Genomic DNA, 24031 nt, shown 5'->3' with positions numbered 1-24031 from the left:
GTTCAGCGGCCGCCAAATGCGGCTTCCTGCAATTGCTGTTCGGTATAGCCCTTCGGCGCCACGATGCCGATGCGCGCCTTGATCGACTGCGGCCTGCCCTCGAACAGGGCAGCGTAATACGTGGCGTTGGACATCACATTTTTCACGTACGTGCGGGTTTCCACAAAGGGAATCGATTCAATGAACACGGCCGCTTCCATCGGCTTGTCCAAGGTGGAGCGCCACGAACGCAGGCGGCCCGGGCCCGCGTTATACGCAGCCGACGCCAATACTTGTGAGCCATCCATGTTCCCCAGCACCATGTTCATGTAATTGGTGCCCAGCAGGATATTCGTGCGCACGTCCGTGATGGCGTCCGACACGTAATCCGTCAAGCCGATTTTCTTTGCCACCCAGCGCGCCGTCGATGGCATCACTTGCATCAGGCCGGACGCACCGGCATGCGATTGCGCATCCATGATGAAACGCGACTCTTGCCGGATCAAGCCATATACCCATGCCTTGTCGAGGCCCAGTGTTTGCGTGGCCGGATGCATGATGTCGTCATGCGGTGCGGGGAAGCGCTGCGAATAATCGACTTGCACGCGGGTGCGGTCCGACGTGTTGACCATGCGGTCCAGGATATGGTTTTGCCGCGCGAATTCCGCCGCAGCCAGGTGTTCCCGTTCATTCAGGCTGCGCAATTCCCAATTCCATTCGCGTGTGCCTTCGAAGCGCAGGCGCATGCCAAAGAATTTCAATGCGCGCTGGAAGCCGGGCCTGCTTGCGATGGCCGCCACTTCAGCGTCCGTCAATGGCGCGCCTGGCGGCGGGATCGTCACCAGCTTGCCCAGTTCTTCCTGCGCCAGCAAGCCATAGAAATTCGGCTGGTCTGAAATCGAGCGCAGCAACTGCGCCGCTTCGCCCGATGGCTGCGTGCCCGGATGTTCCGCCATCAGGGCGCGCGCTTTCCAGTACACCCACGCCGGGTCGCTGCGCAGCACTTCCGGCATGGCAGCGATATTTTTTTTCACTTGCTTCCAGTCGCCGGCACGCAGCGCGAAGCGGGTCTTCCACTGGTGCTGGTCCAGCGACAAGGGCGCGCCATTCGACTTGCGCCAGTATTCATCGGTTTCCGGCGCCAGCGTGTACGACGATTGCAGTGCGATATTGGCCCAGCCGATTGCCTGTTCCTGCGCCGTCAGTTTAGGCGCGGCTTTATTCAATGCCAGGGTGGCCAGCTTCATGCTGGTCTTCGCCGAGCGGCCTACGGCCACCAGGAAAGTTTCGTGATCCGCCTTGGACGAACCGGCGCCCTTGGCCAGCGCCACCAGCGGCGTATCGACTGCCTGCGAAATCTTTTTATCGACGCCGCCCAGCAGCAGGATGGCGCGCCGCGCCTGCCCGGTGGCATTGAATTCCCCGGCCAGCCGCACTTGCGCCCATACGTCGTCCGCGGAGAACTGGCCGGCCTGGTACAAGGTGGCAATCAAGCCGGCGCACGCTTCGCCATAGACATTCGGCTGCGTCAGCAGCACGCGCGCATCGTCCGCGACTTTCAAGCCTTTCAAGGCTTTCGATTGCAGCGCATAGCATTTGACTTGCGTATCGTCGTTCAACACGAACAATGGCAACTGGTCATCAAAATTCGGCCAGTCTTTTTTGCGGCCCAGTTCCAGCAGCCAGTCATTGCGCAGGCGGTCGGCAATGGCGCTGCCTTCGTAGCGCTTCAGGAACTCGCGGATATCGTAGGTGGCGGCATCCTTCAAACGGGATTTCAGCCGATAATAATCAACGTACGACGGAATGGAATAATTGCCAAGGCGGGCTGCATAAAAGTCCACCTTTGCCGGTTCCTCCTTGCGCACGGCTTCGCGCAGCAACAGGAACGCATCGTCTTCCTTGCGGGTGTCGATGTCGTCAGCTTGGGCGTGGGATGCAGCGGAGGCGAAAGCACAGGCAATCGCGATGCCGGCTATCCATTTCGAAGGGGAAATCAAGGTACGACTCTCACAAAAAATCCAGACATGACCAGCGATCCAAGAATACCACGCAACCCTGCCACGCCACCAGATAAACTGCCCTTGGGCAAGGCCGAACTACGCAAGCAGTTGCTGGCCGCGCGCCGCGCACTGGCGCCGGAAACACGGGCCGCATGGGACCAGGCGCTATGCGCCAAGGTGCTGGCGTGGCAGGCGGAAAACAAGATCCAGGAATTGGGGGTGTACTGGCCGCTACGCGATGAACCGGATTTGCGGCCGGCGTATGACGAACTGGCAAGGCGCGGTGTGCGGCTGTTGCTGCCTGTGGTGGTGGCAAAGCATACGGCGCTGGAATTTGCGGAATGGACAATTGGGGAAGCCATGGTCAAAGACACCATGGGGGTGGCGGTACCCGCCGGCTTGCGCATGACGGATTACCCGCCCGCGCTGCTGGTGCCGTGTCTAGGCTATAACCCGCACCGTTTCCGGCTCGGCTATGGCGGCGGCTTTTATGACCGGACCTTGGAACATACGCCCCGTCCGGCCACGGCTGGGATTGCCTACAGTTGCCTGCAGGCGGATTTCCCTGACGATCCGCACGACGTGGCGCTCGATGTCATGCTGACGGAGGCGGATTAAAGCCAGCCAAGCCGCCATGCATGGCCGACGCCAAGGCATGCCATATTCAGCAGCCAAAATATGGTCGAATATTGCTTCGCCACCGAGGCGGCGGCGCCTTCGGCAACAACTGGAAACGCATTAGGCAACATGGCCATGGCACCCGCCAGGCATCCCAGCCCTAACAGGGCATTGCTGGCGCTATGGGTGGCGGCTGACAGGGCCAAAACCAAGATGCCACCAAGTAAGGCAAAGAAGAACAGAAACACGTGCATGGGACGGCGTATCATCATTGATCAGATCCAGAGCAGGGGCGCGCAATGTACCAGCCACTTGGAAAAATTACAATGAGTCAACAAGGGCGCCCGCCAGCGCCCTTGTTGAGCACCATCACACCAGACGCTGCCACAGCGCCGTGGTCGGCGCCGCCTGATTCATCGAGTAAAAGTGCAAGCCTGGCGCGCCGCCTTTCAGCAAACGCTGGGCCAGGTCCGTCACCACATCGAGGCCAAACGCCTTGATGGATGCCGTATCGTCGCCGAAGCTGGCCAGTTTCAGGCGCACCCAGCGTGGGATTTCCGCGCCGCACATGTCGGAAAAGCGCATCAGCTGCGTGTAATTGGTGATCGGCATGATGCCCGGCACGATCGGCACCGTGACACCGGCTTTGGTTGCCTGTTCCACAAACTGGAAATACGCATCCGCGTTGTAGAAATACTGCGTGATGGCAGCATTGGCGCCGGCATTCACCTTGCGCACGAAGGCGTCCAGGTCATGCTGCGGCGAACGGGCTTGCGGGTGCACTTCCGGATAGGCCGCCACTTCAATGTGGAACCAGTCGCCCGTCTCGGCGCGGATGAATTCCACCAGTTCATTGGCATAGCGGAATTCGCCGGATGCGCCATAGCCGCTCGGCAAGTCGCCGCGCAGCGCCACTATACGCTTGATACCATGCGACTTGTATTCATTGAGGATGGCGCGGATCGAGTCGCGCGTGCCGCCGACACACGACAGGTGCGGCGCCGCTTCTTCCCCCGCGGCCATGATTTCCCGTACGGTATCCAGGGTGCCGGTTTGCGTCGTGCCGCCGGCGCCGAACGTCACGGAAAAATATTTAGGGTGCAATTCGGACAGCTTGGCGCGCGTCGCACGCAGCTTTTCCGCCCCTTCCGCCGTCTTGGGCGGAAAGAATTCAATACTGAAATTATGAGTTTCCATCTGCATTCTTCAAAAGTAAGGTAGACAGAGCCCAGGAAATCACGCTGTACAAAATCGCGCCGCCCATTGCGGACCAGAAGCTATCGACGTGGAAGCCGTCCACCCATTGCGCCACCAGCCAGAACATGAAGCCATTGATGACGAGGATGAACAAGCCCAGCGACATCACGGTCACAGGCAAGGTAAGCAGCAGCAAAACAGGACGTATCAGGGTGTTGACCAGGCCCAGCACAAGGGCTGCAACCAGGGCGGCGCCAATGCTTGTGACATCGACGGAATGCATCAGGTAGGGCACGGCAAGCAGGGCGGCCGCATTGATTAACCAGGTAAGGACCAAACGCATAGAAAGCCTCGCAACCGCTGGATGAAAGGGCTGCCGCCTGTGGACGGCAGCCCTCATCTACGGATTAATAACGGTAGTGTTCAGGCTTGTAAGGGCCTTCTACCTTCACGTTGATGTAAGCGGCCTGCTCTTCCGTCAGAGTGGTCAGCTTCGCATTCAGCTTTTTCAGCTGCAGGCGAGCAACTTTCTCATCCAGGTGCTTAGGCAGCGTGTACACGCCCACCGGGTATTGCTTGGTGTTCGTGAACAGTTCGATCTGTGCAATGGTCTGGTTCGCGAACGACGACGACATCACATACGATGGGTGGCCCGTGCCGCAACCCAGGTTCACCAGGCGGCCTTCCGCCAGCAAGATGATGCGTTTGCCATCAGGGAAGATCACGTGGTCCACTTGTGGTTTGATGTTTTCCCACTGGTATTTCTTCAGCGACGCAACGTCGATTTCATTGTCGAAGTGACCGATGTTGCAGACGATGGCCTGGTCCTTCATTTGCAGCATGTGCTGCTCAGTCAGGATGTGGTAGTTGCCGGTGCAGGTCACGAAGATGTCGCCTTGCGAAGCGGCTTCATCCATCGTGACAACGCGGTAGCCTTCCATCGCGGCCTGCAGTGCGCAGATCGGGTCGATTTCCGTCACCCACACTTGCGCCGACAGCGCGCGCATTGCTTGCGCGGAACCTTTACCCACGTCACCGTAGCCGGCAATCACGGCGATCTTGCCTGCGATCATCACGTCGGTGGCGCGCTTGATGCCGTCCACCAGCGATTCACGGCAGCCATACAGGTTGTCGAACTTCGACTTGGTGACGGAATCGTTGACGTTGATGGCTGGGAAGGCCAGCTTGCCTTCTTTGTGCATCTGGTACAGGCGGTGCACGCCGGTGGTGGTTTCTTCCGTCACACCCAGGATTTCCGGCAAGCGCTTCGAATACCACGTGGCGTCTTTTGCCAGGTGGGCCTTGATCGAGTTGAACAGGCAGATTTCTTCTTCGGAACCTGGATTGTTGAGCACGGAGATATCTTTTTCCGCGCGCACGCCCAGGTGCAGCAGCAGGGTCGCATCGCCGCCATCGTCCAGGATCATGTTCGAGTACACGGCATTGCCGGCGGCGTCGTTTGGCCACTCGAAGATGCGGTGCGTGTATTCCCAGTATTCATCCAGGTTTTCACCTTTCACGGCGAACACTGGCGTACCCGCTGCCGCGATGGCGGCGGCAGCGTGGTCCTGCGTGGAGTAAATGTTGCACGACGCCCAACGCACTTGGGCGCCCAGCGCTTCCAGCGTGCGGATCAGCACGGCGGTCTGGATGGTCATGTGCAGCGAACCCGTGATGCGCGCGCCTTTCAGTGGCTGGGCTGCAGCGAATTCTTCACGGATGGCCATCAAGCCAGGCATTTCCGTTTCAGCAATCTTGATTTCTTTTTCGCCCCAGGCCGCCAGGCCAATGTCAGCGATGATGTAGTCTTGCGAGGATTTCAGTACGGCGTTCATCACGCCCTCCTTTCAATTGGTTGAAAAAAGTAACGTGAGCGCGGTGTTGAGGTTCCGAGCCTGGCCAGGTGACTGGTCGCAGCGCTCCTCGGAGAATTTGATTCTAGCACGCAACCAAGGGTTGCATGCAATGGCGGATCACGATCCGCCCTACATCCGGATGTAGGGCGGATTAGCGCGAACGCGCGTAATCCGCCAAACAGCTTACAGGCCGGCAGCGGCGCGCAGGATTGCGGCCTTATCGGTGCGTTCCCACGTAAACTCTGGCTCTTCGCGGCCGAAGTGGCCGTACGCCGCGGTTTTCGCGTAGATCGGACGCAGCAGATCCAGCATTTGCACGATGCCTTTCGGACGCAGGTCGAAGTGTTCTTGCACCAGTGCGGCAATTTTCTCGTCAGCAATCACGCCCGTGCCTTCCGTGTACACAGTGATGTTGATCGGGCGGGCCACGCCAATCGCATACGACACTTGCACCTGGCACTGGCGCGCCAGGCCGGCGGCCACGATGTTTTTCGCCACGTAACGCGCGGCGTAAGCTGCGGAACGGTCCACTTTCGATGGATCCTTGCCGGAGAACGCGCCGCCGCCGTGCGGGGCTGCACCGCCGTACGTATCGACAATGATCTTACGGCCGGTCAAGCCGCAATCGCCCTGCGGACCACCGATAACGAAACGGCCGGTCGGGTTGACGAGGAATTTGGTGCCGTTCAGCCATGCCGCTGGCAGCACTGGCTTGATGATTTCTTCGATGACGGCTTCTTCGATCTGGCTGTGCGTGACGTCCGGGTGGTGCTGCGTCGACAGCACGACGGTGTCCACCGCGACAGGCTTGCCGTCTACGTAGCGCAACGTGACTTGCGATTTGGCATCCGGACGCAGCCATGGCAGGCGGCCATCCTTGCGCAGTTGCGACTGGCGCTCCACCAGGCGGTGCGAGTAGTAGATGGCAGCAGGCATCAGTTCCGGCGTTTCATCGCAAGCGTAGCCGAACATCAAGCCCTGGTCGCCCGCGCCCTGATCCAGGTCCAGGCCCTTGCCTTCGTCCACACCTTGCGCGATGTCCGGCGATTGCTTGTCGTAAGCGACCAGCACGGCGCAACCTTTGTAATCGATACCGTAGTCGGTGTTGTCGTAGCCAATGCGCTTGATGGTTTCGCGCGCAACCTGGATATAGTCGACGTTGGCGTGGGTGGTGATTTCACCAGCCAGCACGACGAGGCCGGTATTGCACAGGGTTTCCGCGGCAACGCGGGCTTTCGGGTCCTGGGCCAGGATGGCGTCCAGGATGGCATCGGAAATCTGATCGGCAACCTTGTCTGGGTGGCCTTCGGAAACGGATTCGGAGGTAAACAGGTAATCAACTGGCATCGCAAGCTCCTGATAATGGTTGAAAAACATTGTCGCAACAACCAAAACCGGCTTGCGACGCTTTAGCGAGATTTATATTCCGCCTCGCAAGTTGTCTGTTAACTCAGCGGATACTACGACGTGGTATTTTACGCTTCTTTTCAGAACTTTTGGCAAAGCAATGCACTTTGCCTACTCCAACGATACATGCTTGTCACTATTTTTCGCTTTTTTTCGCACTTTCCGTTGCCATTGCTCCACATACTAGGGGCATGGCTCGGTTGGCTCGTGTATTTATTGTCGCCTTCACACCGCCGCCGCATGAAAGAAAACATGCGCCAGGCGGGGTTTGAACAACATTTGCGTGCAGCAATTAGTGAATCTGGGAAAAGCATATCCGAATTGCCGTTCATCTGGTGCGCTCCACCTGAAAAAGTGTCGCGCCACGCCACGCTGGAAAACTGGGAACTGGTACAACAGACACTGGATGCGGGCCGCGGCATTGTGTTCCTGACACCGCACCTGGGCTGCTTTGAAATCGTCGCGCAAGAAATCGCGCTGCGCCAGGAATTGATGGTGATGTACCGCCCGCCGAAAAAGGAAGCACTGAAGCCGCTGATCGAAGGCGCCCGCGCCCGCAAGAATTTACTGTTGGCGCCAGCCAACATGTCGGGCGTGCGCATGCTGGCCAAGTTCCTGAAAAAAGGCGCGCCGGTCGGCATCTTGCCGGACCAGGTGCCACAGGAAGGCGAAGGCGTGTTTGCTGATTTCTTTGGCCGCACAGCCTATACGATGACCTTGCCTGCCAAGCTGGCACAGCTGGGCGACGCCGTCGTCATCGCCACGTATGCCGAGCGGCTGCCGTTCGGCCGTGGCTACGTGATCCGTTTCGTCCCGTTTGACGGCACGCTGGAAGGCGATTCCGCGCAACAGGCGCGCGCCATCAATGCCGCGATGGAAAAACTCATTGCCCGCTCCCCTGCCCAATATTACTGGAGCTATAACCGCTATAAAGTGCCGGCCGGCGCCAAACAGGAGGCGGCATGAGGATATTGCTGGGATTCATGTGGCTGCTGCACTGGCTGCCGCTGCCGGTATTGGGCCGCTTTGGCACGGCCGTCGGGTCGCTGCTGTTTGCCGTGATGAAGCCGCGCCGAGATATCACACTGACGAATTTACGGCTGACCATGCCGGAATTGACGGAACAACAGCGTGTCGGCCTGGCGCGCCGCCATTTCCAAAGCTATGCGCGCAGCGTCTTTGAACGGGGCATCTTGTGGTGGGCGTCCGAACAGCGTTTAAAGCGGCTGATCAAGGTGGTGTCATTTGACGGCCCCCACCCGGAAACCCATGGCGTGCCGGTGGCGGCCATTTCAGAAAAACCCACGATCATGCTGTGCCCCCACTTCGTGTGCCTGGACGTGGCAGGCGCCTCGATCGCCATGGAAATGTCGGCATCGTCGATGTACGTGCAGCAAAAGAACAAAGTGTTCGACCAGGTATTGCGCGATGGCCGCGCCCGTTTTAAACCCGTGAAATTGTTCACGCGGCACGACGGCATCAAGCCCATCTTGCGCGCCCTGAAGGAAAAACTGCCTTACTTCATGCTGCCCGACATGGATTTCGGTGAAAAAGATGCAGAATTCGTGCCCTTCTTCGGTATCCAGTGCGCCACCTTGACGGCCACGGCCCGCATTGCCGCCACTACCGGGGCGCAAGTGATGCCCGTGATCTGCACGTTCCTGCCCGGTTATCGCGGCTGGCAAGTACAATTTTATGCACCATGGCAGAATTACCCTGGCCCTGACATGGTGGAAGCCACCCGCCGCATGAATGCCTTTATCGAGGACCGCGTGCGCGAGGCGCCCGCAGAGTATTTCTGGACGCATAAGCGCTTCAAAACCCGCCCCAATGGCGAACCGTCGCTTTACACAGGAAATTAATTGATGAAACTGAAGTTCACCAAAATGCACGGCGCCGGCAACGACTTTGTCGTGATCGACGCGATCAACCAGAAAATCGATTTCACGCCGGCACAATGGAAACATTTGGGCGACCGCCGCTTTGGCGTGGGCGCCGACCAGATGCTGGTGGTGGAAAAGTCCACCCGCCCGGATTGCGATTTCCGCTACCGCATCTTCAACAGCGATGGCGGCGAAGTGGAACAGTGCGGCAATGGTTCGCGCGCATTCGTGAAATTCGTCGTGGAAAAAGGACTGACTGACCGCAAGAGCATTTCCGTGGAAACCATGGCCGGCGTCATTGCACCGCGCCTGGAAGACGATGGCAGCATCACGGTGGACATGGGTGCGCCGATCCTGGAACCTGAGCAAGTGCCATTCGACACGGAAAACCTGACCGGCGTCAAAGAAGGCCGCGACACGTTGTGGCCATTGACCTTGGAATTGGCTGGCGACAAGGAAACCGTGCTGGTGTCGGTGGTGTCGATGGGCAATCCCCACGCCGTGCAAATCGTCAGCGACGTCGATACGGCGCCTGTCGAACTGACCGGTCCGCTGATTGAAAACCACCCGCGCTTCCCGCGCCGCGTCAACGCGGGCTTCATGCAACTGGTCAACCGCCAGCACATCCGCTTGCGTGTGTTTGAGCGTGGCGTGGGTGAAACATTGGCATGCGGCACGGGTACGTGCGCGGCAGTCGTGGCCGGTATCCGCCGCGGCTTGCTGGACTCGCCAGTCAAAGTCGATGCGCGCGGCGGCCAGTTGTCGATCACGTGGGAAGGCGAAGGCAAGCCGGTGTGGCTGACGGGGCCTGCCGTCACGGTCTATGAAGGTGAAATAGAAATTTAAGTTTTATACCACCGCCAGCCCGTTGCCATTTTCATCCGGCAACAAGGTTTTTAACCGGTACAAGCGCTGGCGGTAATTCCCTTCGGGACCATCCACACTGCAATCGACCTGCTCGAACAGCCGGGTAATCCGGTCCAGCGCCTGGCGCTGCTGGGCCGTCTGTACCAGCACCAGGCGGCGCTTGCTGCGCCCGTAGCTGGCGCGGATGTCCACCACCAGGCAATGCCCCTGGTCGGCCGCCACCACGTCGAGCAACAGCGCTTCCGCCCGCGTCAATCCAAACAATTGCGCCAGCTCAATGCGCGCCGCCAGCAACGGCTGGCTATGCTGCCATTCGCGCAAATCCAGCATGCCGGCCGCCCATGCCGCGGCATCAGGCGTATCCGGTGCAATCCGCTGCAATGCGGCTTCCGCTTCTTTCGCGCCCTGTGCGGCGGCTTGCTGCAGCCAGTACGTGGCGCGCACATCATTTTGTTCATCGCCGCGCCGCGAACGCCACGCATGGATACCGCACTCCAGCTGGGCCGCGCTGTGGCCCATGCCGGCAGCGCGCTCCAGGCAAGCCTGCGCTTCCGCCACGCTGCGCTGGGAAAATTCCGGTTTGATGTAAATCCGCGACAACGCAAACCATGCATCCGCCAAGCCCTGCTCACCCGCTTGCGTCAGCCAGCGGATCGCACGCTTGAAATTGGCGGCGGCAATGCCGTCCGACACGCGGGCGCCATCGCATGTCATGCGGGCAAACCACAAGCCCAGCGCCAGCTGGGCGCCACGGTCGCCGCCATAGGCAGCCAGCTCGCAATAACGCTGCCGTTCCGCCTGGCGCGCCATGTCGCCTGCCGGCCCCTCCGCCATCGCGCGTGCGCAGCGCGCCAGCAATAACACTTGATCCGGCGCAGGCTGCCAGCCGCACAGGCGAGCTGCCTCCGCATCTTGCGGCGCATCCTGCACCAATTGCCGCGCCAGCGGCAGCGCTTGCTCCAGGAACATGGTACGCGGTAACTTTTCCCATGCTTGTGCCAGCGCGGTATCGTTGAACGGCCTGTCATCGTTTTTCACTGGCGGCAGCGGCTGCGGCACCGGGCTACCTGACGCCCGCGCCTGGTGGCGCTGCTGCGCCAGCAGACGGACGGCATCCGGCATCCCTGCGCGCGCGGCAGTTTCCAGCGCCTGCATGGCTTTGCTGCGCAAAGGCGCGCTGACGGCTTCCGGCGCCAGCAAGACCAGTTGCGCCAGCACCAGGCCGGCTTGCGTCACGCCAGCATCCCAGGCGCGCTCATACCACGGCAGCATGCCGGGGTTTTGCCGCGCATGTTCGAATCCGACGTGCCGGCCAATCAGGCGCCACGCTTCATCGCGGCCTTGCAACGCGGCGCGGTTCAGCCAATGCAGCGCAGTCGGCTGGCTTTGGGGCAGACTGGCGCCGCCAAACAAATAAAGCTTCCCTAATGCCAGCTGGCATTCAGCATCGCCGGCGCGCGCCCCTCGGATCATTCCTAGTTCTTCACGATTTGCCATCGTTCCACTATTAATATGATTCATTCAAGAAAACGCTGCGTTAAGCCGCAAAAATTAATGTATTCGGCCAGGCGCATTTACTAATCTTGCCACATTCCAACAATCCGGCACTACTCAAAAATCACAAAAAGTGGCGTTGACGCGTCATACAACAGTCGTGTAAGTATCACGTAAGCATTTGATATTGCTCAAGTATTCCATTACCTTCCGGCAGTTACTCTGTACTACTACGTATTTACAAAACGAAAGGACATATGGATAAAACTTCAGCAATCGTAGACAATGGCAGGCGTTACAAAAATACAACAGAAAGCCGTGCATCTTTGGCTTTCAACCAATACTAACCATCATAATCGACCAATCCGCCGCTTCGATTCGCGGCTGGCAATTAAGGTTTAGGCCAACTGTGCGCAAGTAGCGCCGCACTTTATGCTTTTGGATTGTTGAACGATTTCTCTTAATGAAGGAACAGCAAATGAAAAAATCATTGGTGGCCCTGGCACTGTTGGGGGCTTTCTCTGCCGCTCACGCACAATCATCGGTAACTATTTACGGTACGTTGGACGCTGGTTTTGCAAAAACCACCAATACCACACCAGGCGTGTCCAGCCCGACCACCATCGGCAAACGCGACAACAACAAACTGGGCTTCCGTGGCCAGGAAGACCTGGGCAGCGGCCTGAAGGCCCTGTTCCAGCTGGAAATTCGTTTCGAACCCGACACCGGCACCATTGAAGGTGTGACCCGCCCACTGTTCCAGGGCCAGAGTCGTGTCGGCCTGCAAGGCGACTTCGGTACCGTTCGCCTGGGCCGTGGCCTGACGGCACTGCAAGAATCCACCGTGGCGTATGAGCCATGGAGCGGCCTGCCTAACGTGGCCGGCTACCAGACCGACCTGCAAGTGGGCGGCTACCGCACGTCGCTGGCAGGCAGCGGCAGCGATCCGCTGGGCCTGGCTGGCAACTCGGGCAACCGCTTTGCCAACGGTCTCTTCTACAACACGCCTGTCTACAACGGCTTCCAGCTGAACGTGACCTGGGGCACCAAGGAAAACAATGGCGGCCCAGGCGCAGCCATCGTTGGCCGTGGCACGGCAGCCGCACCGCAATACGCGGTAGGCGCCATGGGTTCCGCTTATCCGTATTCGGTGAGCGCCACCTTCACCGAGCCAGGTTCGGCGCCACGCTACTCCGTGATGCTGGCAACGGAACGCAACGCGACCGAAGTCAAGCTGTGGCAAATTGCCGGCTACGTCCGCCCAATGCCAGCGCTGAAACTGATGGCGACCTACAACAAGCAAGACCTGGAACACATCATCGCGGCCGGCAAGCCTAACGCGGACATGGATTCGTGGGTACTGGGCCTGAACTACACGATGGGTCCTGGCAAGCTGCTGCTGGGCTATGGCCAAAAGAATCCAGACCTGGTGGCAAAAACCAAGCAGGCTTCGATCGGCTATGAATACAGCCTGTCGCCACGTACGTATGTGTACCTGGACTTGTCGAACAAGAAATTGCCAACGACGGCGACATCGACGGTGGAAATCACGCAAAACCACTACTCGATGGGTATCCACCACAACTTCTAATCATTACAGCTTTCTGCCTGCAAGCCCTGGACTGGTTCCGGGGCTTTTTTTTGGCTGGTTGTGTGTTTTATGCAACCATGACCGTTCGAGCCACATGGCTTCCTGTACAACGCGCCCGATAACTGTCATTCTTACCACCGAGAATAGTACGCGCGTTCTATTTCATCCACAAAAAGCATATTCATCGGAGACACTAATGAAGGCCAAGTTACTCGCAGCTGGTATTGCCGCCGTATTTGCCGCGCCTGCCATGGCGCAATCGTCCGTAACCATTTACGGTATTGCCGACGCAGGCGTGATGTACGTGAACAACGGTGGCGGCGACTCCAAGGTCAAGCTGGTCAGCGGTATCGCTGATGGCTCGCGCCTGGGCTTCCGTGGCACGGAAGACATGGGCGGCGGCTACAAAGCCATCTTTAACCTGGAAGCCCGCGTTGAGCTGGACAACGGCAAACAGCAGACGGGTAACCTGTCCAGCAACCAGACGATGGCGCTGACGGAGGGTTTGACGTACACGCTGCCGGCAGCGGCAGGCGGCGCCGCCACGGCAGCCAAGTTGCTGGCCGGCGTGCAGGCGGCACTGAATCCAGCCGTCAACGTCAACATCAACAACGCATTGTTCGACCGCACGTCGATGGTGGGCCTGGTCACGCCGGCTGGCGCCATCTTGCTGGGCCGCATGTACACGCCAGGCTATGAAGTGCTGGCCGCCGGCGACGTCTTTGAATCCGGCACGGCAGCCGGCTGGGGCGGCATCGTGGGCGGTACCGGCGGCCTGTTGACGGCCGGCGTGTCGATCCGTTCCGACAAATCCGTGCAATACCGTATTGAAACGCCCAACGGCGTGAAAGCGGCCCTGATGTATGGCTTTGAAAAATCCGGCTACGTCGGCATGGACAAGCGCACGTGGGGCGCCAATGTGCGCTATGTGGCCAACGGCTGGGATGTCGGCCTGGGCTACAACTACGGCACCGACCAGGTTGGCGAAAAAGGGCTCGTGACCACCACGCTGGCCGGTTCGTACAGCACCGGCCCATGGAAAATCTTCGCAGGCGTGCACGAACAAAAGAACCCGAATTCCGTCATCATCCGCTACGCGATGGACACGCTGGCGCCGACCTTTGCCGGTTTCGGCACCACCTTGGGCCCGATCCTGTCGGCACAGACCCGCGCAGCCCTGCAGCGTAACTTCAACCTGGACGCCATCAGCTACCAGGCTGGTTTCCACTACCGGATGGGCCAGGGCCGCGTGATGGCGTCCATCGTGCGCCAGGATGACAAGCGCGCCGACGCCAGCGACGCCACCCAATACGGCCTGGGCTATGACTACAACCTGTCCAAGCGTACCGACGTGTACCTGATCGGCGCATACATCAAGAATGAAAACGATGGCCAGTATGCGATTGGCGCCGCCAGCGCATCGGGCGGCTTCACGGCCAAGCCTGGCATGTCCAGCAAGGGCGTGCAAATCGGCATGCGCCACCGCTTCTAACGTGGGGATGCCCGGCCTGAAGGCCCGGCACCCGTTGTTAACTTCTTCCTGCTGGCGGGTAACTCCATCCCGCCAACTTCCCAACGGCGCGCCGCCACCCGCAGTGCGCCGCCTCACGGGCGCTCCGGCTTCAAAAATGCCGGAGCGCTTTTTTTTGTATCGGCCTCGACGGCGCGCCTCGGTTAGAATGTACTTTCGCCTAGATTTCCGACTTGTAAGAAGATGATCACCACCCTGGATTCCGCTGCTGTAGCCCAATACCTGACCGACCATCCGCATTTCTTTGAAGAACATGCCAGTTTGCTGGGGGAATTTAAACTGTCCAGCCCGCTGACTGGACGCGCCGTCTCGCTGCAAGAGCGCCAGATGGAAGTCATGCGCGACAAATATAAAGCGCTGGAATTGCGCATGTCCGAACTGGTACGCCACGCCAATGAAAACGCCGCCATTGCCAACCGTTTCCACGGCTGGACGCAAGCGCTGCTGCAAGTGCGCGACGATGCCGACATGCCGCGCGTGCTGGTCGACAGCTTGAAATCGAATTTCCACGTGCCACAAGTGACTTTGCGCCTGTGGAATACCGCACCGGCGTTTGCCGATGGCTGGTTTACCCGCGATGTGTCCGATGACGCCCGCATTTTCGCCAATAGCCTGCAAGCGCCCTATTGCGGCAGCAATAACGATTTTGAAGCCGTACGCTGGCTCGACGATGCGGCAGGGATCCAGTCGACTGTCATCATTCCACTGCGCAAGGCCGGTTCCAAAACCGCGACCTTCGGTTTGCTGATCCTGGGTTCGCCGGATTCCGAGCGTTTCACGTCGCTGATGGCCACGGATTTCCTCGTGCACATCGGCGAAACGGCGGCCACGGCGCTGCAGCCGCTGCTCGCTTAACGCCATGGACAGCGCGCGCAGCAAGGACGGGTGGGCGGATGCCTACCTCGCGCACTTGCAGACGCAGCGCATGCTGTCGGATCACACGGTAGCAGCTTACCGCCGCGACCTGGCCGAGCTGATCGCCCTGTCCGGCGACAAGGCGTGGCCCGCGCTCACGCATTTCGACGTGCGGCGCTATGCCGCGCAATTGCATTCCAAAGACCTCGATCCCCGTTCCATCGCCCGCAAACTGTCGGGCTGGCGGGGCTTTTTTACGTGGCTGAGCGGGCAAATCCACCTGGCGGCCAACCCTGTTGAAGGGGTGCGCGCGCCGAAACGGGGCAAGCCGCTGCCGAAAGCGTTGTCAGTGGACGACGCTGTGCACCTGGTATCGGCCGCTGCCCGGACTGCCGCGGCCGGTGAGGAAGCGGCCGAAGTCTGCAACCGCGCCATGTTTGAATTGCTGTATTCCAGCGGCTTGCGGGTGTCGGAACTGGCGGGGCTCGATGCGGCGCCGGGCAAGGGATCGCTGGGCTGGCTGGAAGCGGACAATGCCGAAGTCATCGTCACCGGCAAGGGCAACAAGATGCGCCGGGTGCCCGTGGGGCGCGCCGCGCTCGACGCCGTTGCCGCGTGGCTGGCCTTGCGGCCGGCGCCGACGGATGGCTCCAATGCCCTGTTCGTCAGTACGCGGGGGACGCGGATTTCCCCCCGCGTCGTGCAATTGCGGCTGAAAGCCCATGGTTTGAAGGCCGGCACGCCGGCCAACGTACATCCGCACATGCTGCGCCACTCGTTTGCGTCGCACGTGCTGCAATCGTCTGGCGACTTGCGCGCTGTGCAAGACATGCTGGGGCACGCCAGCATCACGTCGACCCAGGTGTATACGGCGCTGGATTTCCAGCACCTGTCGAAGGTGTACGACACAGCCCACCCGCGCGCCAAGGTCAAGTAAAACCCGCTCCCTGTCCAAATCTAGTCGACATTTCGGGGCCTGGCCCCAAGTTTCGAAGTCGACATTTCGGGGCCTGACCCCAAGTTTCGAACTTGCAACGCCAAGAGCTTGTTGGCTAAACAATTCCTGCTATCGCGGCTGATTTGGCCGCGTACGTGAAATTCCGGCATAATCCCCCGATTCCCGGGCCCGCCTGGCAGGCCCTAACCTTTACCGGCACGCTGACGACATGAAACTGATCCCGACCACCATCCTCACGGGTTTCCTCGGCGCAGGCAAAACCACGCTGTTGAACCGCATCCTGCAAGAAAACCACGGCATGAAAATTGCCGTCATTGAAAATGAATTCGGCCAGGAAAACATCGACAATGAAATCCTGGTGCAGGACAGCAAAGAGCAAATCGTTGAAATGAATAACGGCTGTATTTGCTGCACCGTGCGCGGCGATTTGATCGTGGCGCTGGACAGCCTGGCGTCGAAACGGGAAGCCGGTGAAATTGCCTTTGACCGCGTGGTCATTGAAACCACGGGCCTGGCCAATCCCGGCCCGGTCGCGCAAACGTTCTTTGTCGATGAAAAAGTCGGCGCGTCGTATATGCTGGACGCCGTCGTCACCGTGGTTGACGCCCGCCACGCGATGCAACAGCTGGACGACAATGAGGAAGCTCAGCGCCAGGTGGGTTTTGCCGACAAGCTGCTGCTGTCCAAAACCGACCTGGTGAAACCGGAAGAAGTGGCGGCGCTGACGGCCCGCATTAAGCGCATCAATCCGCGTGCGCCCATCACGACATCCGATTTCGGCAAGGTCGATATCAAGGAAGTGCTGGATTTAAAAGGCTTTAACTTGAATGAAAAGCTGGAAATCGATCCGGATTTCCTCGCTGCCGAAGAACACGATCACGACCACGGCCATGATCATGAACACTGCGGCCACGACCATGAACATGGCGAACACTGCAATCATGCGCACGATCATCACCATTCGCACCATACTGACGAGATTGCAGCATTTGTGTTCAAGAGCGAACGGCCGTTCGATAGCGCCAAACTGGATGAATTCCTGGGTGGACTAATCAATGTGTACGGCCCTCGCATGTTACGTTACAAAGGCGTATTGTTCATGGATGGGGCTGATCGTAAGGTTGTGTTCCAGGGCGTACACCAGATTATGGGCAGCGACCTGGGTGCAAAATGGGGTGCAAACGACACTCGTGGCAGCAAAATGGTGTTTATTGGCAAAAATCTACCGAAAGACGTATTTGTTCGCGGTTTGGAACAATGTTTGGTATAAACTAACCGGGTTTTGTGGGGTGCCGGTTAGCAATTAGCGTGCCGGTACAGTTGTTGGCAAGGCCGCATCAACTGAAATTTGAAAACTTGTCGTATCGAAGGTAAGCGAAGTGATGACTAAAACTAATAAAACCCCTGCCGCCAGCGAAGAACGTATCCTCACCGAAGAAGAAATTCTGAAGATGAGCGACGCCGATTACATGAACCCGGCACAAATGGCGTTCTTCAAGGCCAAGTTGCAGGCATTGGAGAAAGAGTTGCTGAAGAATGCCGGCGAAACGACCGAACACTTGCGCGAGACCGTGCTGGTGCCGGATCCGGCTGACCGCGCCACCATCGAGGAAGAGCATGCACTGGAATTGCGTACGCGTGACCGTGAACGCAAACTGCTGAAAAAAGTGCAACAGTCCATCGTGGCCATCGACAATAACGAGTATGGCTATTGCGAAGAGACGGGCGAGCCTATCGGCATTCCCCGCCTGATCGCCCGCCCGACCGCTACCCTGTCGCTGGAAGCGCAGCAGCGCCGTGAACTGAAGCAAAAGCTGTACGGCGACTGAACGCTGTCACAGCCAGGGCTCCCGCCGGCTGCGCGCCGGACAAGGGGGCTGACTCACAAAAAAAGCATGCATACCGCATGCTTTTTTTATTTCTGCGTACGGCAAGACACAGAATAAGCTTGCTCCTGGGCTACACTAGCAGGCACTAAGCGAGGGGTACATAGCGAGGAGTCCGTGGGAATCTTTTCACTGTTCAAAAAAGGCAAGGACGCCAGCGACAGCGATGACGCTGCCGCGCGGCTGGCTGCCGACAGTGAAATGCAGCGCCAGGCCGAAGCCAAACGGCAGCGCGACATTGCCCGCGCCACGGCCCTGAAAATCGACGCCATCGAAGCGGCGATGGAAGCGGATATCTTCAACGACAGTGAACCCGCGTGGGCGCCGCCGCCCCGCCCCCGCCTGCCGGACGCCGATGCGGACAATCCCGCCACCTTGCCGCTGCTGGACGCCCCCACGACGCTGCTGCTGGCCGACGATGAAATGCCGGCCCCGGCGCCTGCCGGAGCCACCGCGCCCGTCATCGATGAAAGCGCGATCCTGTACGCCAATGGCCAGGCCGATGTCGCAGGCCACATGCTGGCAGGCGCGATTGCCGAAGCGGCTGCTGAAGGCATGCGGCAAGACCGTACCGCCTGGTGGCTGCTGTTTGACCTGTATCAAGCCACCGGACAGCAAGAGGCATTCGATAACTTGTCGATTGATTACGCCAGCACGTTTGAAACGTCGCCGCCGGCGTGGCGCGACATGCAGCCTGCCGCTACCGAAGCGGAACCTGCGTACAGCGGCGTCACACCAGCGCATATTTTCGCTGCCGCACTGGATGCGCGCAGTGCCGCCCCGCTGCAACAATGGCGTGCGCAGGCCGGCGACGCCCCCGTGCTGCGCCTGGATTTCAGCCGCATTGCCGCGTGCGATGACGCGGGCTGCGCCGTCTTGCTGGAACATTTGCAGGCACTGGTGAAAGCCAGGCGCGAATTGATCGTGGTAGCCGCCGATGAACTGGTCAAGCTGCTGCGCGCCTGCACGTGCGTTGGCCGCAAGGAAGATGGCGCGTCCACCTGGCTGCTGTTGCTGGAATTGCTGCAATTACTGAACCGGGAAAAGGAATTCGAAGAAACCAGTATGGATTACTGCGTGACGTTCGAAGTCTCGCCGCCCTCGTTCACGGCGCCTTATAAAGTGGAGACAGCGGCACGGCAGCGCATTGCCATCCCCACTGACCGCTTCATGCTGCCGCCTGTGATCGATGGCGACATGGCGCCACTGCTGGCCGCCATTACCGCCTATGCCGGGAAATCCAGCGCCCTCGTCTTCGACTGTTCGCATGTGGCGCGCATGGGATTTGCTGCCGCCGGCCAGTTGCTGTCGCACTTGCAGGGCCTGGCGCAAGCTCCTGCGTCCAGCCCGCCGCCGGCGTCCGCCCCGGGTGCCGAGCCCGACACGCAAATCGACGTGCCGGACGGCCCACGCCGCGTGGAATTCCGCGAAGTCAACCACCTGGTGGCGGCACTGATGCGGCTCTTGGGCTACACTGCATTGGGACGCATTTTCGCCCACAAGTATTAGTTCTCGTTCTTGCTCTATATCAAGCATCTGTCAGGTATTGATTAATACCTTGCAATTCCCAGTATCAACCCCATTTGGGCGGCTGGCGCGCAAATCGACTGTCATTTCGCGCGCATATTGATGTACCTGACACCAAGGTATCAGGCACATGGAAATACATCATTGAGGTCTAGAATGGAACAATTTCACGGCACCACTATCCTGAGCGTGCGCCGCGGCAATCAGGTTGCACTGGGCGGCGATGGCCAGGTTACGCTGGGCAATATCGTCATGAAGGGCTCGGCGCGCAAAGTGCGCAAGCTGTACCAGGGCAAAGTCTTGTGCGGCTTTGCCGGCGGCACGGCCGACGCCTTCACCCTGCTGGACCGCTTTGAAGCCAAGCTGGAAAAACACCAGGGTAATTTGCTGCGCGCCTCGGTCGAACTGGCCAAGGATTGGCGCACCGATCGCGTGCTGCGCCGCCTGGAAGCCATGCTGCTGGTTGCCGACGCGCAATCGACGCTCGTCATTACCGGCAACGGCGATGTGCTGGAACCGGAAGACGGCATTGGCGCCATCGGTTCGGGCGGCACATATGCCCAATCGGCTGCCAAGGCCCTGTTTGAAAACACGGACTTGAGCCCGGCCGACATCGTGAAAAAATCGCTGACCATCGCTGGTGAACTGTGCATCTACACCAATTTATCGCACATCATTGAAACGCTGGACGGGACCGCACAATGAACATGACTCCACAAGAAATCGTCGGCGAACTCGACAAACACGTCGTCGGCCAGGGCAAGGCCAAGCGCGCCGTCGCCATTGCGCTGCGTAACCGCTGGCGCCGCCAGCAGGTGGCCGAGCCCCTGCGCCATGAAATCACGCCGAAAAACATCTTGATGATCGGCCCGACCGGTGTCGGTAAAACAGAAATCGCACGCCGCTTGGCCAAGCTGGCCGACGCGCCATTCATTAAAGTCGAAGCCACCAAGTTCACGGAAGTAGGCTACGTGGGCCGCGATGTCGACACCATCATCCGCGACTTGATCGACATCGGCGTCAAGCAGACGCGCCAGTCGGAAATGGCGAAAGTGCGCGCCCGCGCGGAAGACGCGGCGGAAGACCGCGTGCTCGATATCCTGCTGCCGCCGCCGCGCGACTTCGGTTTTGCGCAAAGTTCGCAGGAAGACAAATCCGACACGACACGCCAGACCTTCCGCAAGCGTCTGCGCCAGGGCGAGCTGGACGACAAGGAAATTGAAATCGAACTGGCCGACAGCGTGCCGCAGATGGAAATCATGGCGCCGCCCGGCATGGAAGAAATGACGGAGCAAATCAAGTCGATGTTTTCCGGCATCGGCGGGGGCCGCAAGAAGTCGCGCAAGGTCAAGATCAAGGAAGCCATGAAGATCTTGCTGGATGAAGAGGCTGCCAAGCTGGTCAATGAAGACGAGATGAAGCAGAAAGCCATCCAGAACGTCGAGCAAAACGGCATCGTGTTCCTGGACGAAATCGACAAGATCGCGTCCCGTTCCGAAGTGGGCGGCGCCGATGTGTCGCGCGCCGGCGTGCAGCGCGACTTGCTGCCGCTGGTGGAAGGTACGACCGTCAACACCAAGTACGGCATGATCCGCACCGACCACATCCTGTTTATCGCGTCGGGCGCCTTCCACCTGGCCAAACCGTCCGACTTGATCCCGGAATTGCAGGGCCGCTTCCCCATCCGCGTGGAACTGGAATCGCTGTCGATTGCCGACTTCGAGCGCATTTTGACCAGTACCGACGCTTGCCTGACCAAGCAATATGAAGCACTGCTGGCGACAGAAGGCATTACCGTGCAATTCTCGCCGGAAGGCATTACGCGGCTGGCGGAAATTTCTTACCAAGTCAACGAACGCACGGAAAACATCGGTGCGCGCCGCTTGTACACGGTGATGGAAAAGCTGCTGGAAGAAATTTCGTACTCGGCCACCGAGACGTCGGAAAAGACCCTGAGCATCGATGCCGCATATGTCAACGCGCGCCTGGATGCGCTGGCCGTCAACGAAGATTTGTCGCGTTACGTGCTGTAAGCGGATCTGAGAGGGCACATGGCGAATAAAGCACTGGCGACGCGGCAAAAAATGCAGTTCCGCGTCACGCCCTCGAAACCCCGCAATCCCATTGCGGCGCTGGCCAAAAACCGGTCAGCGGGTCCGCACGTCAAAACCGAATCGGCTCAGCGCCAGGCTGCCAAGGTGGCGCTGAAAAAAATCGATCCGAAAAAAACCGACGACGCTTAAGTCCCCTGCCGCGCGCCAGATTCGTCATTCCCGCGAAGGCGGGCATCCATGGAACGCCATCCTGATCTGCGCCGCATGGATCCTCCCTTGCAGGGCGCATGGGCGCTGGCAGGCGCCCATCGTTCCGCAGGCGGAGAGCAATGCTCTCCGAATTCCCTGCTATACCCTTCGCGAGGATGACAAGGCTTGGTGCTGTGGACTGAACGCCAGTTTATTGCCGCGGCTGCGGCACTGGGCCGCCACCCGTCATCGGCGTTTGCGGTGGCGGCATGTTTTGCGGCACCGGCATCGGCGGTGGCGGCGGTGTTGCAGCCTGCAGGGCGGGCGGCGTTGGTGCACCCGGCGATGGCAGCGGCGGCAACATGGCGGCAGTACTGCTGCCGGGCGGCGCATCGGCCGGCAATTCAATCCGTTTCGGCATGCCGCCTTCCGTCAGCACCACATAGCGCGGCGCCACTTCCTGCACTTTCACGCCCGGCGCGACTTCCGCATTGACCGGATACGCTTTCGGCGGCTGGCCATCGGCCGAGATGATCGCCACGCTGTGGCGGCCATTGATGGCGGCCACCACGCCCTTCAACTGGTAATTGCTGGCCACGGCCACCGCAACATCGCCGCCAAACAAGCCCTTGGCCGCTTCAATCGATGGCTCCGGCGCGGCCTGCTGCACGACGGCGGCAATCGGGCGCTGCTGCTCTTTGAACAGCTGCATGCCCCAGTAAGCCATCGAAGCCGACAGCGCGGCAATGGCGCCAAACGTGGCGACAGTCACAGGTACAGGCAAACGTTTCATCAAACTCTCTCTTCTGTCGAGGCTGTTTCAAAATGACTGCAGCCAGGCGCAGCGCCGCAGACAGTGCGCCTGCACGGCAAGGCGCTGCAACACCGCTGCGGGCTTTTTGATGCAGCCTCTTAGCGCACCAGCTGGTTAATTTCAATAATAGGCATCAGCACGGCCAGCACGATCAGCAGCACGACCACACCCATGGCCAGGATCAGCGCCGGCTCCAGCAGGCCGGCAATCCGCAGCGTGCGGCGTTCCAGGTCCGCCTCCTGCGCGCTCGCCGCCCGTTCCAGCATGGCCGGCAATTCACCCGTGATTTCGCCCGCGCGGATCATATGGATCAACATGGGCGGGAAATGCTTTTGCGCCGACAGCGCGCGCGCCAGGCTGACGCCTTCGCGCACGGCATCCGACGCTTCTTCCACCAGGTGCTGCATGGCCACGTTGTTCAGCGTATCGCGGCTGGTTTGCAGCGCGCGCAAGATCGGCACGCCGGAACCCGTGGTAATGGCCAAAGTGCTGGCAAAGCGCGCCGTATTCAGGCTGCGTTCAAACTTGCCATACAACGGCGCCGTCAGCAGCCACGTATGCCAGCGGGTCTTCAGCGCGGGATTGTCCAGCGCGCGGCGCCATGCAAACCACGCCCCCACCAGCAGCACGGCAACGATGACGCCATAGGCCCGCACAAAGTCCGACACGGCCAGCATGATGATTGTCAGCAGCGGCAGCTTTTGCTTGGTATTGGCAAACACGGACACAATCTGCGGCACCACATACGTCAGCAGGAAAATCACGATGGAAAACGCCACCACCGTGACAATGGCCGGATACGTGAACGCCAGCTTGACCTTGTCGATCAGCGCATTGCGGCGCTCGATGTAATCGGCCAGCCGCGACAGCACGCGCGACAAATGGCCGATCTGTTCGCCGGACGCCACCAGTGCGCGGTAAATTTCCTGGAAGTCGCGCGGATGGCGCGACAGCACGTCCGACAGCGCAGCGCCGCCGATGATTTCGGAGCGGATCGATGCAATCAAGTCGCGCACATACGGACGCTCGGCCTGTTCCAGCAAGGCCGTAAATGATTGCTCCAGCGGCAGCCCTGCTTCCAGCAAACTGGCCAGCTGGCGCGTAAACAGCGCCAGTTCCGTGGATGACAGCTTTTCGCCAAAGCCGCCGCGGCGCGTAGCTTTGCCGCTGGCGTCGACTTGCGCGGCAATCGCATCAACCTTTAACGGCGTCAGCCCCTGGGTGCGCAAGTCGGCACGGGCGGCACGGGGGCTGTCCGCATTGACGACGCCTTTTTTAGTGGAGCCGCCCGCATCGACGGCTTCATAGCGGAACGCTGGCAT

23 protein-coding genes and 1 riboswitch are annotated in these 24031 nt (G+C 59.7%); of the genes, 14 read left to right on the top strand and 9 right to left on the bottom strand.

The genetic code is table 11. The features are described from left to right. Window positions 1-2 precede the first annotated feature (2 nt). The gene (locus tag GM668_RS15860) at window positions 3-1979 is read right to left on the bottom strand and encodes a lytic transglycosylase domain-containing protein (RefSeq protein WP_155439936.1); all 1977 of its coding nucleotides are present in this window, start codon (window positions 1977-1979) and stop codon (window positions 3-5) included. Window positions 1980-2063: 84 nt separating this feature from the next. Here GM668_RS15860 and GM668_RS15855 point away from each other — a divergent pair, with 84 nt between their 5' ends. Next, on the top strand, window positions 2064-2600 hold the full coding sequence (locus GM668_RS15855; protein WP_229499405.1) for a 5-formyltetrahydrofolate cyclo-ligase: 537 nt from the start codon (window positions 2064-2066) through the stop codon (window positions 2598-2600). On the opposite strand, the gene GM668_RS15850 is transcribed toward GM668_RS15855, so the two are convergent. The 5 genes from GM668_RS15850 to metK form a co-directional block, all read right to left on the bottom strand. After that, a complete protein-coding gene (locus GM668_RS15850) occupies window positions 2597-2872 on the bottom strand; it encodes a hypothetical protein (RefSeq protein WP_155439934.1) in 276 nt (91 codons plus the stop codon). The two genes, GM668_RS15855 and GM668_RS15850, sit on opposite strands and share 4 nt — an antisense overlap. A 97-nt stretch (window positions 2873-2969) precedes the next feature. Continuing rightward, window positions 2970-3797 carry a methylenetetrahydrofolate reductase [NAD(P)H] gene (gene metF, locus GM668_RS15845; RefSeq protein WP_155439933.1) on the bottom strand — a complete coding sequence of 276 codons (828 nt, stop codon included), beginning with the start codon at window positions 3795-3797 and terminating at the stop codon, window positions 2970-2972. Next, window positions 3784-4140, bottom strand: a complete 357-nt coding sequence (locus GM668_RS15840; RefSeq protein WP_155439932.1) for a phage holin family protein — start codon at window positions 4138-4140, stop codon at window positions 3784-3786. The genes metF and GM668_RS15840 overlap by 14 nt, the downstream gene beginning before the upstream one ends. 64 nt (window positions 4141-4204) lie before the next feature. Then, on the bottom strand, window positions 4205-5632 hold the full coding sequence (ahcY, locus tag GM668_RS15835) for an adenosylhomocysteinase (protein ID WP_155439931.1): 1428 nt from the start codon (window positions 5630-5632) through the stop codon (window positions 4205-4207). Between the two features lie 29 nt (window positions 5633-5661). Further along, window positions 5662-5728: riboswitch (S-adenosyl-L-homocysteine riboswitch) on the bottom strand. A gap of 108 nt (window positions 5729-5836) precedes the next feature. Beyond that, on the bottom strand, window positions 5837-7000 hold the full coding sequence (metK, locus tag GM668_RS15830) for a methionine adenosyltransferase (protein WP_155439930.1): 1164 nt from the start codon (window positions 6998-7000) through the stop codon (window positions 5837-5839). A gap of 186 nt (window positions 7001-7186) precedes the next feature. Here metK and GM668_RS15825 point away from each other — a divergent pair, with 186 nt between their 5' ends. Genes GM668_RS15825 through dapF form a run of 3 tightly spaced genes read left to right on the top strand, consistent with a single transcriptional unit; the run spans window position 7187 to window position 9789 of the window. After that, a complete protein-coding gene (locus tag GM668_RS15825) occupies window positions 7187-8026 on the top strand; it encodes a lysophospholipid acyltransferase family protein (protein ID WP_155439929.1) in 840 nt (279 codons plus the stop codon). Continuing rightward, window positions 8023-8922 carry an LpxL/LpxP family acyltransferase gene (locus GM668_RS15820; protein WP_155439928.1) on the top strand — a complete coding sequence of 300 codons (900 nt, stop codon included), beginning with the start codon at window positions 8023-8025 and terminating at the stop codon, window positions 8920-8922. Before GM668_RS15825 ends, GM668_RS15820 begins: the two co-directional genes overlap by 4 nt. A 3-nt stretch (window positions 8923-8925) precedes the next feature. Next, window positions 8926-9789 (top strand): diaminopimelate epimerase, encoded by an 864-nt coding sequence (gene dapF, locus GM668_RS15815; RefSeq protein ID WP_155439927.1) that lies wholly within the window; start codon window positions 8926-8928, stop codon window positions 9787-9789. 3 nt (window positions 9790-9792) lie between these two features. On the opposite strand, the gene GM668_RS15810 is transcribed toward dapF, so the two are convergent. Continuing rightward, a complete protein-coding gene (locus tag GM668_RS15810; RefSeq protein WP_371868710.1) occupies window positions 9793-11283 on the bottom strand; it encodes a tetratricopeptide repeat protein in 1491 nt (496 codons plus the stop codon). 499 nt (window positions 11284-11782) lie between these two features. On the opposite strand from GM668_RS15810, the gene GM668_RS15805 reads away from it, so the two are divergent. From GM668_RS15805 to GM668_RS15760, 10 genes are all read left to right on the top strand, one after another. Beyond that, window positions 11783-12895 carry a porin gene (locus tag GM668_RS15805; RefSeq protein ID WP_155439925.1) on the top strand — a complete coding sequence of 371 codons (1113 nt, stop codon included), beginning with the start codon at window positions 11783-11785 and terminating at the stop codon, window positions 12893-12895. A gap of 196 nt (window positions 12896-13091) precedes the next feature. Continuing rightward, a complete protein-coding gene (locus GM668_RS15800; RefSeq protein ID WP_155439924.1) occupies window positions 13092-14387 on the top strand; it encodes a porin in 1296 nt (431 codons plus the stop codon). A gap of 222 nt (window positions 14388-14609) precedes the next feature. Next, window positions 14610-15281 carry a DUF484 family protein gene (locus GM668_RS15795; RefSeq protein ID WP_155439923.1) on the top strand — a complete coding sequence of 224 codons (672 nt, stop codon included), beginning with the start codon at window positions 14610-14612 and terminating at the stop codon, window positions 15279-15281. 4 nt (window positions 15282-15285) lie between these two features. Continuing rightward, entirely contained in the window at window positions 15286-16218 is a 933-nt protein-coding gene (locus GM668_RS15790) for a tyrosine recombinase XerC (RefSeq protein WP_155439922.1), read from the top strand. 229 nt (window positions 16219-16447) lie between these two features. Next, window positions 16448-17509: a CobW family GTP-binding protein gene (locus GM668_RS15785; RefSeq protein WP_155439921.1), complete on the top strand. Its 1062-nt coding sequence runs from the start codon at window positions 16448-16450 to the stop codon at window positions 17507-17509. Window positions 17510-17621: 112 nt separating this feature from the next. Further along, entirely contained in the window at window positions 17622-18068 is a 447-nt protein-coding gene (gene dksA, locus GM668_RS15780) for an RNA polymerase-binding protein DksA (protein WP_154380577.1), read from the top strand. 174 nt (window positions 18069-18242) lie between these two features. Continuing rightward, window positions 18243-19634, top strand: a complete 1392-nt coding sequence (locus GM668_RS15775) for a hypothetical protein (protein ID WP_170305663.1) — start codon at window positions 18243-18245, stop codon at window positions 19632-19634. 174 nt (window positions 19635-19808) lie between these two features. Beyond that, on the top strand, window positions 19809-20357 hold the full coding sequence (hslV, locus tag GM668_RS15770; RefSeq protein WP_155439920.1) for an ATP-dependent protease subunit HslV: 549 nt from the start codon (window positions 19809-19811) through the stop codon (window positions 20355-20357). Next, window positions 20354-21685: an ATP-dependent protease ATPase subunit HslU gene (gene hslU / locus GM668_RS15765; protein ID WP_211923405.1), complete on the top strand. Its 1332-nt coding sequence runs from the start codon at window positions 20354-20356 to the stop codon at window positions 21683-21685. Before hslV ends, hslU begins: the two co-directional genes overlap by 4 nt. 18 nt (window positions 21686-21703) lie before the next feature. Then, window positions 21704-21895 (top strand): hypothetical protein, encoded by a 192-nt coding sequence (locus GM668_RS15760; protein ID WP_155439918.1) that lies wholly within the window; start codon window positions 21704-21706, stop codon window positions 21893-21895. A gap of 211 nt (window positions 21896-22106) precedes the next feature. Here GM668_RS15760 and GM668_RS15755 read toward each other — a convergent pair whose 3' ends face one another. Together GM668_RS15755 and gspF are read right to left on the bottom strand one after the other, a co-directional pair. Then, window positions 22107-22688: a type II secretion system protein N gene (locus GM668_RS15755; protein ID WP_155439917.1), complete on the bottom strand. Its 582-nt coding sequence runs from the start codon at window positions 22686-22688 to the stop codon at window positions 22107-22109. Between the two features lie 119 nt (window positions 22689-22807). Next, entirely contained in the window at window positions 22808-24031 is a 1224-nt protein-coding gene (gene gspF / locus GM668_RS15750) for a type II secretion system inner membrane protein GspF (RefSeq protein ID WP_155439916.1), read from the bottom strand.

The sequence above is a fragment of the Pseudoduganella ginsengisoli genome, assembly GCF_009720865.1.
GTDB lineage: Bacteria > Pseudomonadota > Gammaproteobacteria > Burkholderiales > Burkholderiaceae_D > Rugamonas > Rugamonas ginsengisoli.
This window is presented reverse-complemented; position numbering and strand designations above follow the sequence as displayed.